Raw genomic sequence first — 15,963 nt, forward strand, 5'->3', positions numbered from 1 at the left:
CTGGTCAGTAGGAGATAAATTTTGATGCATTACAATAGTCAAAAACTGACTTACTTGCGAATACTGCCTATCCTGTTGGTCTGTTTAAGTGGAAACGTTTATGCTGCGATTGGCGACTACTGTGAAACTACCTTCGTAGATGGTGCAACTGCCCATGGTAACGGTAAAATAGAAATTGGTAACTCTCCAACAATATATAACAATCCTGATGGTGTACTTGCCGCACTCAATGAAACGAATATAGAAGATTTAAACTGTAATGGTTTTGGTGCATGTCAAGTTTCGGGTACGGCGACAGAAACCCTCAATTTAGGTGCCTTTCTAGAGAGCTCAAATGAGAACAACAATGTCGATGTCGATTCCTCTTCAGTCACAGTAGGTGGAACCTCAGGCCCTTATACAGGAAACAACTTTGGCACCATCAATGTTAATAGCGGCGGCATACTGACTTTTAGTAGCGAGCATACTCAATACAGAATCAAGGAAATAAATGTTCTAGAAAATGGTAATAACGCGACCTTGAATTTAACCCCTGGAGATTATTATATTGAAGAAATTGAAACTTATGAAAATACTATTATCAATATAATTGGCTCAGGAGAGGTGCGTATTTTTTTAAGGGACCATAGCGATTTTGAAGGCAATACTCGTGTCAACATTAATGGTAATGTAGGCCAGTTATTGATATATGCTTATGACAAAATTCATTTCAAAGGCAGTACAGAAATCAACGGTCTTGTCTATTCACAAGACGAAGTCGAGTTTAAAAATACCACAGTGCTCAATGGAGCCGCCTCTGCCGGAGATAAGTTAAAAATAAAAAATAATGCCAATATTTATTATAGCTGTGGGGCTAGTGAGCCTGCCCCAAATCAGTGTGACGCCGTATTTCCTGATGGGGCATCCACACACAGTCTTGGAGGGACAATATCATTTGGAAACAATAGCCTATTGTTCGGGAGCGATAACAATCAACTTGCAACCACTGCCGTCAGCAAAAATGGTGGTTCAAACGTCGATACCTGCGACACGGCAGACTGCGTAGCAACAGGCACGCCTTCAAGTATAATCTCAACAGTTAATTTTCAGACCACAGCTAGCACAATAGATGTTACCGTAGGTTTCCAAGACACAAAGACAATAGGTACAGGTACTGGCGATTTATCTGGTTATGAGTACAAAAACATTAACGGTTCTAGTGAAGCGACTATTACCTTTTCAGATGCTCACAATGAGTATTGGGTAGATACGTTGGCGTTGGGCTTTAAAAACACGTTGTATCTGCAAGCTGGCGGCACATACTGGATCAATCAACTTACCATGGGGAGTCAAGTAGATATTATTGTGAAAGGCTCGGGTACCGCGCTTATTTATGTCAACCAAAGCCTCACTTCCCCCTCTCCGGGCCTCATTAATTCTCCATCGAATAATAATAGTGGTGATGCTAGCAAATTGGTGATGTACGTATTCTCTGACGTCACCTTTAATAACCAAAGCACTTATACCGGCAGCTTATATGTGGAAGGTAACCTATCACTTATTTCTTCCAGCCATGCATTTGGTAGTATCAGTGCCGCTAATATTGATTTAGGCAGCCAGTCCACCATCACTTATCAGAGCGAAGAAATTGCAGACACTGATTTTGGATCCTTATGTACTGAGGTTGTAATAGCGCCCTATCAGATAACAGGGCATCCAAAATCGATAACCGACGGTGATGATTGGAGTTGGAATGGCAGTTATATAGTTGATTGGCGAGCAGCCATGGAAGATGCCAACAACTTTGGTGAAGGTGGCGTAGTCAGCAAAGTAATAGAATCTGTCGATTTATCAAGCTTAAACGCAAGTTCACTTTCAACAGTTGATGCTTTTGTCAGTACTTGGTGGAGCTCTTCTCAATCCAGTAGTTATCACAGCATGCTGAGAGATTTCTTTTTAGCAGGTGGCGATTTAATACTACTACAAGATGATAACAGTCACGATGGTATAGGTGAGTTTCTGGGAATTGAGGCTATAAGCGGGATGTCAAATCCCACAACCATTTCATCGCCCCTGCAGGATGGACCATTTGGCGCTGTAGGTTCAATTACCTTAAATGATGGGGCCAGTCATCTGGATAGTGCACAAATCGACGCATTAGGCGGAACTATATGCGGTGTAGATCAATCAGAACAGGCTACTTTTGCCTGTTGGGAAGAAGGAGAGTATGCGCTTGGCGCAGGCAAGTTAGTGATCATAACAGACACTGAATTTGTGACCACTATCAACAATGAAGCCAACTATTCGAGTTTAAACGATAAAGGGAAATTGGCATTAAATGTTTTGGAGTTTTTGGTAAGAACACCGCAAACACCCACCCCACTAATAGAATACCATTTTGATGAACTGAGTTGGACTGGCTCAGCCAATGAAGTCATCGACAGTTCCGGTAATAATTATAATGGAACTGCAATTGGGGGCATTACCACTGCAACCGGAAAAATTTGTAATGCTGCACAAATCCCAAATAATAACAGTGTATCGACATTCGAAGCCGTTGATACCGAGGTCGATCTGGATACAGTTATCGGTTCCAGCGGGACGATCAGCCTTTGGTACAAAGGAGATAGTGACTGGAATTCTGGAACTGACAAAAGACTGTTTGATGCTAGTGACGGTGATAAATATTTCTTTGCAGAAATTGGGTCTGACGGTCGAGTCAAATTTTTCTTTGAAGATGGAAATGATGGTGATTACCAGAAGACGACTAATGATCCAATCTCAGTTGGGGCTGGGGTTTGGAAACACTTAACGTTTGTTTGGGATGTCACCAATATCACTGCAAAAATTTTCGTTGATGGTGTAGAGCAGAATATGTCCAGTGGAAGCAACAAAGATGGAGGAACACCCGCATTAACCGGTTTAGATACATTATACTTCGGTGACAACCGTGACACATCTTACACAACCGGTGAATCATCTGCCAGTGGGCTTATTGATGAGGCATTAGTGTTTGACTCAGTATTAACCACAACCCAAATTCAAGACATTTTCACTAACCAAGATGCGGGTAATAACTGGGATGGCACTACACGAAGTTGCCCCGTAATTACCTGTGGCACGTTAAACGCCGTTGGTATTAAAATTGGTAGTGGTGATGGTAGCAGTGACTCTCAAATAAATACAACAAGTGAAGCGTTAGCCATTCATGCTGCATGGTTAACCGCAAGTTCGCCTGCAACTGGTACAATAGATACAGGTAGTGACACCTATAATGTCACTGCAAGTGGTTCAAGCGAAGTTAACCGTATTGACTTTGGTGGTGCAAGTAAAGATTTTGCAGGTACATTATCTTATCCTGGCGCAGATACAGGTGTCAGCGGCGAAGATTTTTTAGTGCATACTTCAGGAACGCTCAGTTTACCCGCCGGTGATTATACGATTTACGTTGAGAGTGATGACGGCTTTAGTTTTGTCATGGATACGCTAAATGGTGACACTGTTTCATTCAGCAAATTTGGCAACTCAAGCAGCGGTACGAATAATGAGTTAAGGCATGAAAACACAACTGGCAATTCAGATACAGGGGGGTCTTTTACCTTAACTCAAGACTCTGTGTTTGACATATCTGCAATATTTTTTGAACGTGCTAGCGGTGACTATTTGGAAATTTCTATTTCCAATGACATCCGCAATAATAAAGCACCTTCAGGTTATGAAATTCTGCGTCACGGTGCTCTCAACGAAAAAATAAAGCTTGGACAATGTGCTGCTACCTCCCAAATAGACCATTATCGTATTGAACATGATAGCCAAGGGTTTACTTGTGAGGCTGAAAAGGTCGTAGTAAAGGCATGTATAAACAACGATGAAAATTGCGGTTTATATGATCAAGACACGATTATTACCTTGTCACCTACTGGATGGATAGATGGCGACAATCCACCGGCATTTGTTGGTTCAGCTGACTTTTTTTTAAATCATAGTGTTGCAGAAACCATTACCTTAGGCATCAGTAGCGCCTCACCTTCTGCACCAGTGAAATGCTTTCAAGCTGGCGTGGAAGCCTCGTGTGATTTAACATTTTCAAATGATGGATTTGAAATTTATGGAGCAAATTTTGGAGATTCATTACCAGACCAACTCGCTGCTAATAACTTCTTAAATGTGAATTTACGCGCCGTTCGCAGCAATAATAATGTGTGTGAAGCGTTATTAATCGGTCAACGAGATATCAACCTAACCTATAACTGTGACTCGCCTGATACATGTCTCACTCCGCTTAATGGGATCAGCATTGCTGGGGATGGCTCTGGTGAAAGTACTGGAAACATAGAAGTTGAATTTGACTCGCTAGGAGTGGCGAGTTTAGACGTACTTAATTACCCCGATGCTGGACGATTAACCCTTAGAGTTCAGGCTGAAGTGGAAGGTGTCACTATTACCAACTCTGATATCAAAACCGTTGATGTCTATCCCAGTTACCTGCAATTAGCTGTTGCTCAAAGCGAGTTACTCTATGCCAGTTCCGGTGAACAAAATAACTATATCGCCGCTGAACCTTTTACTTTTTCTATTGGTGCCTACGGGGTAAACGACGCCCTGTTACCTAACTACCAAGCTGAAAACGCGCTGCTAAAAGTTACCCGTATCCAACCAGCGAGCTTGGGTAGCAATGGTAGCTTTAAATATTCTGACACGGGTATAAACAGCGCATCAATCGGTAGCAGTTTTGCCACAGCATCAGGGTTAAGCTTTAGTGCTGGCAAGCACCAATATACAGGGGCTTATTACGACGAAGTGGGGCGTATAAATATCGATGTTAAGGATGAAACTTATCTAGGCAATGAAATTGTATCAAACGGTAGTTTAACCTTAGGCGACTTTTACCCTGCGTATTTTGACGTTGCTGTATCTGTGCAACCAACCTTAGCTGATACCTGTGGCGTATTTAGTTATATTGGTGAAACTATTGGTTTTGCAACAAATCCAGAATTAACCGTCACAGCTTACAACGCCCTTGATCAAGTAACCGATAACTACAGCGACACCGATTGGAACTATCTACCGGATGAGTCAACTCTTGAAACCAATTTAAGTTATTTGGACAGCTCTACTTACACTGTAACAGGCACAGCCCGTGAAATAGATGTGGGAGATGCACCCATAGTGACCAACAATACCAATTATGACGGTTCGGGCACTGTGGCAATCAATAATGGCCTATTCCAATATAATAAGGTCGGCACAAACAACTCGACTTTTGACATTACATCGCCTTTTAGCGGGTCCGTGGACCTAGTTTTTGCTAGTGGATTTTTTACTACCACTTTTACCGGTAAAGGGGGCTCTGACTCAATTTGTTATCGAGATAGTTATGTCAGTGCCAGTTGTAATAGTCTGAGCATAGAAAATGTAATAGGCACAGAAGTTCGTTATGGTCGGATATCGCTATCTAGTACTTATGGGCCTGAAACCGAATCATTAGTTGTGCCGATTCAAACAGAATATTACGATACAGGACAGTGGTTACTGAATAAAGCTGATAATTGTACCAGTATCGCTTTTGAAGAAAGTGCCAATCATATGGAATTATTACCAAGCGGCAGCACTGATATTACCGGTGACATCAATACTATTTCTAGTACTGGGATGTTGTTATTGGGCGTGGCTGACGACAATAATGACTTTTTACTCAGTGCACCAGGTACTATGGGGGAAGTGAAATTACAATTAGATCCCAACAATGACGCCACTGGTTGGTCAGATTACTTAAATTATGATTGGAATGCAGACGGTTTCATTAATGCAGATGATCACCCCGAAGCTACCGTCACTTTTGGCCAATTTCGTGGAAGCGATAGGATCATTCATTGGCGAGAGATGTTTAATTAACATATGTACCCAATCTACTTTATTTGGGCTCCCACACTCAAGGGTGCAGTGGAGTCCAATTATCATAAAGTGCGCGTTGTATTTTGAGTTGGTTTGGGTGTGAATAACTTAATCGATGTTAATAAAATAGCGTTTCCCATTTAACATACTTGCTCTTTTCGTTGTAACTCAATGGCATAGTTGTGATCTGGTAATGTTACGCCCGATTTTTGTTATGACATAAATAGTTGCCATCAAGCATCCAGATTGGAGTCGAATAATGAACCGTATAGCTCAATTCACTCTTATCATTGCCCTTTCGTTTAGCCAAAATATTCTGTCTAGCGATCTATCGGTTGCAGATGTTGAAAACAAAATATCTGTAAAACAATCCGAATACGACAATTACAACAGCTCACTTGAAGCATAAATTGCTAATGCCGCCAGCTTGGAAAAAGAGCTTGGAGCACTTCGCAAAAATGCCATACTCGCTGATGCAGATAGACAATCTGCACTAATAGAGATGAATTTAAAATATGAACAAGTGATTGATGATCCTGAATTAGATATCACCCCAGTAATAGAAACTTACGCAAAAGCAGTAAGAACCCATAAAGCAATTAAAGATGCCATCACCGATAAATACAACCAGTGGCAAGGAGATTTGCAAGATGTGGAACAAATGCAAATATCTAAACATAGCCTACTGAATACTATCGAAAGTTTAAAAGAGCAACTAAACAGTGCTCGAATCGATCGTTTATATCAAGAATTTAATCGCCAGGAAGCGATTGTAGTCTGTCAGAACATTGCTTGTGACAGAGACGAAACGTTAGGTAAATATAGTGATCGTGGTAAAACGCTTGCAAAACAAAAAGCGTCAAAACGTTTCCTAGATAACCTGAATCCTGTTTAAGAAACTAAACTAAATACCTGTTCCAAGATCCGAACTTTCGACTAAAAGAGATGAATCTAAAAAGGAACAGGCATGAGTAAATTTGTTGAGTTGTTTTGTGATGTCGATTATTTTTGCAAAGTATTTATACCTCAATGGTGTAAACAACTGCTTGAAGACGGTACGCGAAAACGTCAAAGAGAAGGGCAAATGACCACCAGTGAAATTATGACGATTGTCGTCAGTTTTCATATGTCACATTACCGTGATTTCAAAAACTACTCTCTTGGGTATGTATCTCTTGTCTACAAAAATGCGTTTCCAAATTTATTGAATTACACACGATTTCTAGCGGTCAAAGGTGTCCTGATAGCATGACTTATATTGGCTAAAAATTCTGATTTCGCTTAGTTTGCCGCACGTGCTTCGGTTTTCGCTTTTTCTGCTTCACGGGTGCGCTCTATAATTTGTTTTCCAAGTTCTCTTTGAAATCTTCTAGCTCTTGATTACGCTGAAACAGTTCTAAAGATTTTTGTTCTAAAATAACTTCAGCAGCTCACCGAGCTTGACGCTCTCTTTGACAGAGTTTTTTAGATATTTCTTCATTCATCTGAATTCTTAAAATTTATCGCTAGGTTTCCAACTTATTATAGTTATTAACACAGTTTTATAGTTTCTTTTGAGGTCAAATTCATAAAAACGTGTTGAAACTGTTATTTTTATGGTCTTGTTGATGCTCTGTACTTGCCCAAATCCCAGTGCATTGGTACAGTTAACGAATATTAATCTTATCAATAAAAGTGCGGTTTTTACATGTTCAAAAAGCTACGGGGAATGTTTTCCAACGATTTGTCAATCGACCTCGGCACAGCAAATACGCTAATCTATATAAAAGATAAGGGTATTGTTCTCAATGAACCCTCCGTTGTTGCAATTCGTCAAGAACGCGGTACAGGTGGCCCCAAAAGTGTCGCTGCCGTCGGGCGTGAAGCAAAACAAATGTTAGGCAGAACCCCTGGTAATATAAAGGCAATTCGCCCCATGAAAGATGGGGTTATTGCTGACTTTTATGTCACAGAAAAAATGCTTCAGCATTTTATCAAGCAAGTACACGATAATAATTTTTTACGCCCCAGCCCCAGAGTTTTGGTATGCGTACCTTGCGGTTCAACTCAGGTCGAACGACGTGCAATTCGTGAGTCAGCTTTAGGTGCGGGTGCTCGTGAAGTTTATTTGATCGACGAACCTATGGCTGCTGCTATTGGGGCTGGCTTACCAGTTTCAGAAGCAACAGGCTCTATGGTGGTAGATATTGGTGGTGGTACCACAGAAGTAGCCATTATTTCACTCAATGGTATCGTGTATTCATCTTCAGTTAGAATTGGTGGTGATAAGTTTGATGAAGCTATTATCTCTTATGTGCGTCGTAATTTTGGTTCGCTTATAGGCGAGGCAACAGCTGAACGTATTAAACATGAAATTGGTGCAGCGTACCCAGGCGAAGAAGTCAAAGAAATTGAAGTACGTGGCCGCAACTTAGCAGAAGGTGTACCACGTGGCTTTACACTTAACAGCAATGAAATTCTTGAAGCCTTGCAAGAGCCTTTAACAGGTATTGTGTCGGCTGTTATGGTGGCCCTTGAACAATCACCACCAGAACTAGCCTCTGATATTTCTGAACGCGGCATGGTACTTACCGGTGGTGGAGCCTTACTTAAAGACTTAGACCGTCTTCTTATGGAAGAAACCGGTATACCCGTTGTGATTGCAGATGATCCACTTACCTGTGTCGCAAGAGGGGGTGGTAAAGCATTTGAAATGATCGATATCCATGGAGGCGATCTGTTTAGCTACGAATAATAGTTATTGAAATTTCATAGTAATCAAGGCGACATCATGTCTCCTTTAGGCAGACGATAATGAATTTAATGTTTTCAAATGGACCCTCTTTGCCTAATAGACTTGCGCTGGGTCTTTTTCTGTCTATCGCACTGATTCTGTTCGACCACAAGCTAGACGGGTTTGGCACCACTAGGGTGTACCTCAATTCATTGGTTAGCCCACTGCAATACCTAGCTAATCTTCCCGGCCAATTGCTCAATGCCAGCGCAAGTCGTTTTGTTTCTCACGAACGGTTGTTTGATGATAATGCTAAGTTGACTCATGATGCTATGGTGATGAACGGCCAACTGCAACGCTTAACTTTTTTGCAAGAAGAAAATGACCGTTTACGTAGCCTTTTAAATTCGCCTGTGCAACACAACACCCGCAAAGTTGTAGCCGAACTCATGGCCGTGGATAACAACCCTTATAGTCATCAGATAGTCATTAATAAAGGCGCTATAAATGGGGTGTATGAAGGGCAACCTGTTTTAGATGCTAAAGGCATTGTTGGCCAAATAATGCAAGTGAGTTCGACTAATAGCCGTGTATTGCTCATAGCAGATGTCACCCATGCCATACCGGTTAGGGTAGCGCGAAATAACGTGCGTTTGATCGTTTCTGGTTCTGGCAGCTTGGATGAGCTTTTAATCCAACATGTTGCCCATAGTAGTGATCTGAAAATAGGTGATATATTGTTATCCTCAGGCTTAGGCAATGTATTCCCAGAAGGTTACCCAGTAGCCACTATCACATCCATTATTCGAGATGAAAGTAGGCCATTTTCCCAGGTCAGAGCAAAACCTATTGCCCAACTTGACAGGTTAAAGTACTTATTATTACTCTGGTCAGAGCGCACATCTGAAGATAAACAAGCAGTAAAAGAGATTATTTCAAAATGAGCTTACGCAATTATTTTATCGCGCTGAGTATTATCATCGCCTTGGTACTCCAGATTATGCCAATGCCCGCAATCGCAGATTTGTACCGCCCAGATTGGGTCTTATTAGTATTAAGTTATTGGGCACTAGCGCTGCCCAACAGAGTCAATGTAGGGGTCGCGTTTTTTACTGGTCTAATACTAGATATATTACTTGGCACCAGCATGGGTGTGCATAGCTTCGCTATGTGCCTATGTATTTATGTGTTAGCGGCAAATCATAAACGTCTGCGTAATTATTCAGTTTGGCAACAATCTGTCATTATTGGGATTATGGCGGCTTTATATAACTTGGTTATTTTTTGGGTTCAACATTTGATCACCGACATTTATTTCTTATTCGATTATCTGTGGCCCGTTGCCAGCTCAATGGTGATATGGCCTTGGTTATTCTGGTTACTTCGTAAAATTCGTCGCCAGTTGCGTTTAAATTGATGATGTTACTTCTAGCTTCACAGTCTCCTCGCAGAGCTGAATTACTGAAACAAATAGGCATACCATTTAGTCAATACCCAGTGGATATTGACGAAGCCGTGTTGAGCCATGAAACCCCTGACAACTACGTTCGAAGAATGGCGCAAGAAAAGTCTAGTTTAGGTTACAAAAGAGCAGGGGCCAAAAAATTAGTGCTGGGCTTAGACACCATAGTGGTAGCAGATGGCAATATATTAGGTAAACCAAAAAACAAAACTGACGCGTTGCGTATGTTGAGTTTGCTGTCCGATAACACCCACCAAGTATTAACAGCCGTCACTATCACTAACTACAAACAACAAAAAACCGTAGTCGTTGAAACTCAAGTCTGTTTTGGGCCTCTAAGCCCACAGCAAATAGCATGGTATTGGAAAACGGGTGAGCCTCAAGATAAAGCAGGAAGTTATGGCATACAGGGCCTAGGCGGACAATTTGTGAAACATATTAACGGCAGTTACAGCGCAGTTGTAGGGTTGCCGTTATACCAAACAAGACTGTTATTAACTGAATTCGGGATCATTAATGAGTGCTGAACTATTAATCAATGTTACCCCTTCTGAGTCACGTGTAGCCTTGATTGAAAATGGGATCCTCCAAGAAATCCATATAGAACGGCATACAAAGCTTGGTTTGGTTGGCAATATTTACCGTGGAAAAGTGAGCCGTGTGTTGCCCGGCATGCAAGCCGCGTTCGTGGACATCGGATTAGATAAGGCCGCATTTTTACACGCCTCAGACATCGCTGTTCATAATGAAGCGGAAGAAGAAGTTTCATCTAACCAGATCGAAAAGCGAGATATCCGCGAGCTAGTAAGAGATGGTCAAAACATTGTGGTTCAAGTGGTTAAAGACCAAATTGGCACCAAAGGCGCAAGACTTACAACCGATATTACTATCCCATCCCGTTATCTGGTATTTATGCCAAGCGTGGAGCACGTTGGCGTGTCTCAACGAATTGAAGATGAAGCAGAAAGAGAGCGCCTCAAATCCTTAGTCCAAGGCTTTTGTAGCGAAGACGGAGGCTTTATTTTACGCACTGCAGCCGAAGGCATAAAAGAGCAAGAGTTGACTCAAGACGCTGATTTTCTAAAACGTTTGTGGCAAAAAATTCGATCTAGGATGAAAAACAAATCTCATATTTTATATGAAGACTTACCCCTCGCGCGTCGCGTTTTAAGAGATTTTGTAGGTACTCAGTTAGATCGTATTAGAATTGATTCAAAGCTGTCTTTACAAGAATTACAGCAGTTTACCAAAGAGTATGTACCTGAATTACATAAACTTTTAGAATATTACCCCGGCGAAAGGCCTATTTTTGATTTATACGATGTAGAAAATGAATGCCAACGCTCATTAGAAAGGCGAGTAGATTTAAAGTCTGGCGGTTATCTGATCATCGACCAGACTGAAGCCATGACCACCATCGATATCAATACTGGCGCGTTTGTAGGTCATCGTAATTTAGAAGAAACTATTTTCAATACCAATATTGAGGCCACTTTAGCCATTGCCCGTCAACTCAGATTACGCAACCTGGGTGGCATGATCCTAATCGATTTTATTGATATGACAGTAGAAGATCACAAAAGAAGGGTCATGCACAGTCTGGAAATTGCCACCAACAAAGATAGAGCCAAAATCAATATCCATGGTTTTACTGTGCTTGGCCTGATTGAAATGACTCGAAAAAGAACCCGAGAAAGTTTAGAGCATGTGCTATGCGGTGAATGCCCAGTATGCAAAGGTCGCGGTTCGATAAAAACCGTAGAAACGGTGTGTTTTGAAATTATGCGCGAAATAGTCCGAGTCAATCGTGCCTACGACGCAGATAAATTTGTAGTCTACGCGTCGCCAGCCGTTGCGGACGCTTTGCTTGGAGAAGAGTCGCATATGCTGGCTGAGCTGGAAATATTCGTCACTAAGCAGATTAAAGTTCATACTGAACTTTTATATAACCAAGACAAATTCGATGTTGTCATGATGTAACTGAATGAATAACCTGAATACCAAAACTAAAAGTGCATCATTTTATGCCGCTTACTTAATTAAAAAACTCTGGGCCTTGGTTGCTTTAAGCTTGGTGGTGGTTGCGGTGACGCTCAGTCTAGTTCGTTATTCACTGCCCTATATGAACGATCAAAAACATCATTTAGAACAATGGTTATCAGGGCAAGTCGGAGCGGAGTTAAAAATTGGTGAAATTAGTGCAAAATGGCATGGTGTGGGCCCAGCAATAATATTACGCAACATACGGTTAATTCAAAGCACGCAGTCACCGATCACCTTGACCATTGCCGAAACAGCCATCGAAGTAGATTTTTGGCAATCTGTCCGAGCCAGACAAATTCAATCCAATAAGTTTGATTTACGCGAAATGGAATTGAGCATTGATATTGCTTCTTTGGATGAAGAAGAAACCCAATACCCTATAGTAGAAGCATTAGAAAAGTTATTTTTACAACAATTACAGCTGTTTTCTATTAGTCAAAGCAAAATTATTATCAACACTAGAAACAATCAACAGCAAGTAGTACTGATTGATCAGGTGTCTTGGGTTAATAAGGAAGAACATCACCAAGGTGTAGGCCAACTGCAAATAGAAGAAATCGCTAAAAACTCTACCTCTTTTATTCTCGACTTATATGGCAACCAAGAAAAACTCCACGGCACTTTTTTTGCAAAAGGAGAAGAAGTTGACTTATCTCCTTGGGTTGAACAATGGATACCCAGCAAAAACAAGTTAGTGGAGAGTCGAAGTAGTTTTGTTATGTGGGCCGCCATAAAAGATAAATCGATACAGTCTGTACAACTCGATTTATCTAATAGTCGCTTTGAGTGGCAAAATTTAGAAAGTAGTAGTCCAGAAAATAACATTAAAGCTGCCGTGTTGGGTGGCCAAATCAATGCCAGTCCTATGAATAATGAATGGCTATTTAATCTCAATAATTTGACCATGCAAATAAATGACAATGTGCTGGTAACAAACTGGTTAGGTAAAATTGACCAAACTGGCGCATTCACTTTGCAACACAAGCAACCGCTAAAATTAGCGGCTGTATTACCCATGTTAGGCTTGGCGATGGATCCCAATCAGATTGAGTCACTTGAATCTTTGCAACCAAAAGCAACATTAAACTCATTAGATATTCATCGTTCGTTAAGCGGTGATATGGCGGTTAAAGCTTCCATAAGCGATCTGCAGTGGCAACAGACAAAGTTCATTCCCGGTATGGCTGGCTTGGCAACCGAACTGAATTGGTTTAACGGTAATGGGCGCTTAAAATTAAAAGGCAAATCAGGGCAACTATCGATCAATAAGTTGTTACCAAAGAATATTGATTACCAGCGTTTTTATGCTGATTTATTTATTCAAACTTCTGAACAAAACGCCACTATTATAGTTGAAAACACCTTATTTAAAAGCGAACTCATTAGCCTTCGCCCCAACGTTTCTTATGGCAGTAAAGACAATTATTTATCTTTTTCAACTTCAATTGAAGTCATTGACGTTACGCAGTTGCCACTGCTTTATCCGACAGTGCTTATGGGCGTCAATACTAAAAATTACCTTATCGACTCTTTACAGCAAGGGCAAATAGGAAGTGCCCAGGTAATATGGCATGGCGCGGTCAACGCCTTTCCTTTTGAGCAAAACCAAGGCGTTTTCCAAGCCCAACTACAAGTAACTGATGGTCAATTAAAGTTTGCACCACAATGGCCTGCTCTGACAAATTTTGATGTCAATTTACTGTTCGAGAATAAAAGCTTGACCATGACCAGTCAAAAAGGGCAATTATTAGATGTAAAGCTAACTGAATTATCAGCAAAAATTCCAGAATTGGCTGCCAATGCTATTTTGAATATTGATGCAAATGCCCAAGCTAATGGCCAGCAAGTGACTGATTTAATGCTACAAAGTAGCCTTGCCGATACATTAGGTAAAACGTTGCAACAGGTAAAAGTCAGTGGGCCCTTAAAAACCCAATTAAACTTGTATATACCCCTGTCTGGTGATGATTTGGTGGCAAAAGGCAAAGTATTATTAGTTGAAAATCAAGTCGAGCTGCCTAACTTAGATGTTTTATTAGAGCAAACAAATGGCACGGTGAGTTTTATCAACAATAAAATCACAGCAAACGGACTTAAGGCGCAATTGTTAAAGCAACCTATAGATTTAAATTTTACTGGTGCTCAGCAGTACAAAGGTTATCAAACAGATATTAATATTAAAGGTGATTGGCAGGTTACACCTTTACTTGAATCCTTTTCTGAAGACTTAACAAAATATCTATCTGGAAATAGTAACTGGACAGCAGATATTGCCCTGACGCTGCCCACACAAGGTTACCAATACTCAGCAAAAATATTCAGTGAGCTCACTCAACTAAATTCAGACTTACCCGTACCGTTTGCCAAAACCCCATTACAATCCTTGCCGCTTATAGTCACCAGTGAAGGTAATCAGCAAGCCTCTTCAATTCGAATCACATTGGGAGAAGACGTCGAATTTAATGGTAATTTACCCCATCAAGATATGCAGTTTTCTCGAGCACATTTAGCCATTGGTCAATCCGATTTGATGGGCATGGGTTTAGGTTTCAGTATTTCTGCTAGTCTGTCAGAGCTAGATGTTAGACCGTGGTATCAGGTTATTAATACTCTTATTAATAACCTTCCAGATAACAACGAAAAACCATTACTCGAGGCACCTAAACGTATTTTTATCCACGCAGACAATGCTTTGATCGCGTCACAAAGGCTGACTGGATTAGAAATGGTAGCTAAAAATACCAGTGATAGCTGGCTTTTTGATATCAATGCAAAAGAAACACGGATGGAATTAACACTTTACAAGGAATGGTTGAAAAAAAGGTGTTGATATTAATGCTGATTTTATTGAATTTACAGAATGGAAGGGCACTCAATCTACTAATGATGAAACATACTCTATCGCGCCTATTGAATTTGCTGCCAACGTTGATACTTTGCCGCCAATCAGTTTTTCTTGTAGCCGCTGTCGATTTTTGGATAACGACTTAGGAAAAATTGATTTTGACTTATCTCGGTCTGCCTCAGGCATGAAGATAAACCAAGTTCGTTTAAATAATGCACATGGTTTATTTTACGGCTCGGGAGACTGGTTTTTAGCCAATGGTCAAAGTAGTACGCGTTTAAAGGGGGAGTTTAGCAGTTCAGATTTTGGAGCCTTCCTCAAAGAGCTTAAATTAGATTCAGGGATCAAAGATTCAAAAGCCAGTTCTACATTCGACTTAAGCTGGAAGCGCGCCCCCTACGAATTCAACTTCGACACACTTAATGGCGAAATAGACTGGCGTTTAACAGACGGTTATTTAACTGAAGTAAGCGACCAAGGATCACGTATATTCAGCCTGCTTAGCCTTGACTCTTTGGTCCGTAAATTGCAACTTGATTTTAGAGACATATTTGCTAAAGGATTTTTCTACGACAAGATTAATGGCAGCTTTCAATTAGAAAATGGCATCGCTTATACCCGAGATACATTAGTAGATGGAGGGGCAGGCGAAATCACCATGCAAGGTTATACTGACTTAAACGCCCAGCAACTCAATTACCAAATCGAGTTCGCTCCAAATGTAACATCCAGCTTGCCAGTGATAGTGGCATGGATGGTTAATCCAGCTACTGCATTAGCAGCGCTTGCACTCGATCAAATGCTGACTTCTGCAAAGGTGATTTCTAATATCAAATTTTCACTCACTGGCACCTTAGACGACCCAAAACTGACAGAGTTAGGTCGCGATAGTAAAGAAATATCGTTACCAGCAAGAACGAGGATAGAGAATGAAACAGAAACACCAAACCAATCTATAAATCTACAATTAGACATACCGCTTAATATACAAGTACCGATTGAGGCAACAATAAGTGGATAATGACG

The 15,963-nt window shown here is 40.9% G+C and carries 10 protein-coding genes and 2 pseudogenes; 11 read left to right on the forward strand and 1 reads right to left on the reverse strand.

Features of this window, described 5'->3' with window-relative positions:
* Window positions 1-24 precede the first annotated feature (24 nt).
* From C427_RS22510 to C427_RS22520, 4 genes and pseudogenes are all read left to right on the forward strand, one after another.
* On the forward strand, window positions 25-5,874 hold the full coding sequence (locus tag C427_RS22510; protein WP_007635812.1) for a LamG domain-containing protein: 5,850 nt from the start codon (window positions 25-27) through the stop codon (window positions 5,872-5,874).
* 259 nt (window positions 5,875-6,133) lie between these two features.
* A complete protein-coding gene (locus C427_RS26620) occupies window positions 6,134-6,283 on the forward strand; it encodes a hypothetical protein (RefSeq protein ID WP_007635811.1) in 150 nt (49 codons plus the stop codon).
* Window positions 6,284-6,301: 18 nt separating this feature from the next.
* On the forward strand, window positions 6,302-6,769 hold the full coding sequence (locus C427_RS22515) for a hypothetical protein (protein WP_007635810.1): 468 nt from the start codon (window positions 6,302-6,304) through the stop codon (window positions 6,767-6,769).
* 72 nt (window positions 6,770-6,841) lie between these two features.
* Window positions 6,842-7,105, forward strand: a pseudogene (locus C427_RS22520) (IS982 family transposase); the annotation flags it as partial.
* Here C427_RS22520 and C427_RS28950 read toward each other — a convergent pair.
* A pseudogene (locus tag C427_RS28950) lies at window positions 7,099-7,176 on the reverse strand (histidine kinase dimerization/phospho-acceptor domain-containing protein); the annotation flags it as partial. The pseudogenes C427_RS22520 and C427_RS28950 overlap by 7 nt on opposite strands.
* A gap of 385 nt (window positions 7,177-7,561) precedes the next feature.
* On the opposite strand from C427_RS28950, the gene C427_RS22525 reads away from it, so the two are divergent.
* The 7 genes from C427_RS22525 (at window position 7,562) to C427_RS27980 (ending at window position 15,958) form a co-directional block, all read left to right on the forward strand.
* The gene (locus C427_RS22525; RefSeq protein ID WP_034898742.1) at window positions 7,562-8,608 is read left to right on the forward strand and encodes a rod shape-determining protein; all 1,047 of its coding nucleotides are present in this window, start codon (window positions 7,562-7,564) and stop codon (window positions 8,606-8,608) included.
* Window positions 8,609-8,667: 59 nt separating this feature from the next.
* The gene (gene mreC / locus C427_RS22530) at window positions 8,668-9,531 is read left to right on the forward strand and encodes a rod shape-determining protein MreC (protein WP_007635804.1); all 864 of its coding nucleotides are present in this window, start codon (window positions 8,668-8,670) and stop codon (window positions 9,529-9,531) included.
* Entirely contained in the window at window positions 9,528-10,004 is a 477-nt protein-coding gene (mreD, locus tag C427_RS22535) for a rod shape-determining protein MreD (protein WP_007635801.1), read from the forward strand. The genes mreC and mreD overlap by 4 nt, the downstream gene beginning before the upstream one ends.
* A gap of 2 nt (window positions 10,005-10,006) precedes the next feature.
* Window positions 10,007-10,576 carry a Maf family protein gene (locus C427_RS22540; protein ID WP_187292435.1) on the forward strand — a complete coding sequence of 190 codons (570 nt, stop codon included), beginning with the start codon at window positions 10,007-10,009 and terminating at the stop codon, window positions 10,574-10,576.
* Window positions 10,566-12,029, forward strand: a complete 1,464-nt coding sequence (gene rng / locus C427_RS22545) for a ribonuclease G (protein ID WP_007635797.1) — start codon at window positions 10,566-10,568, stop codon at window positions 12,027-12,029. Before C427_RS22540 ends, rng begins: the two co-directional genes overlap by 11 nt.
* A 4-nt stretch (window positions 12,030-12,033) precedes the next feature.
* Window positions 12,034-14,922, forward strand: coding sequence for a YhdP family protein (locus C427_RS22550; RefSeq protein ID WP_015431376.1), 2,889 nt, complete (start codon window positions 12,034-12,036; stop codon window positions 14,920-14,922).
* A 70-nt stretch (window positions 14,923-14,992) separates the two neighbouring features.
* Window positions 14,993-15,958, forward strand: a complete 966-nt coding sequence (locus tag C427_RS27980) for a YhdP family phospholipid transporter (RefSeq protein ID WP_457920590.1) — start codon at window positions 14,993-14,995, stop codon at window positions 15,956-15,958.
* Window positions 15,959-15,963: the final 5 nt, after the last annotated feature.

It is taken from the genome of Paraglaciecola psychrophila 170 (assembly GCF_000347635.1).
GTDB lineage: Bacteria > Pseudomonadota > Gammaproteobacteria > Enterobacterales > Alteromonadaceae > Paraglaciecola > Paraglaciecola psychrophila.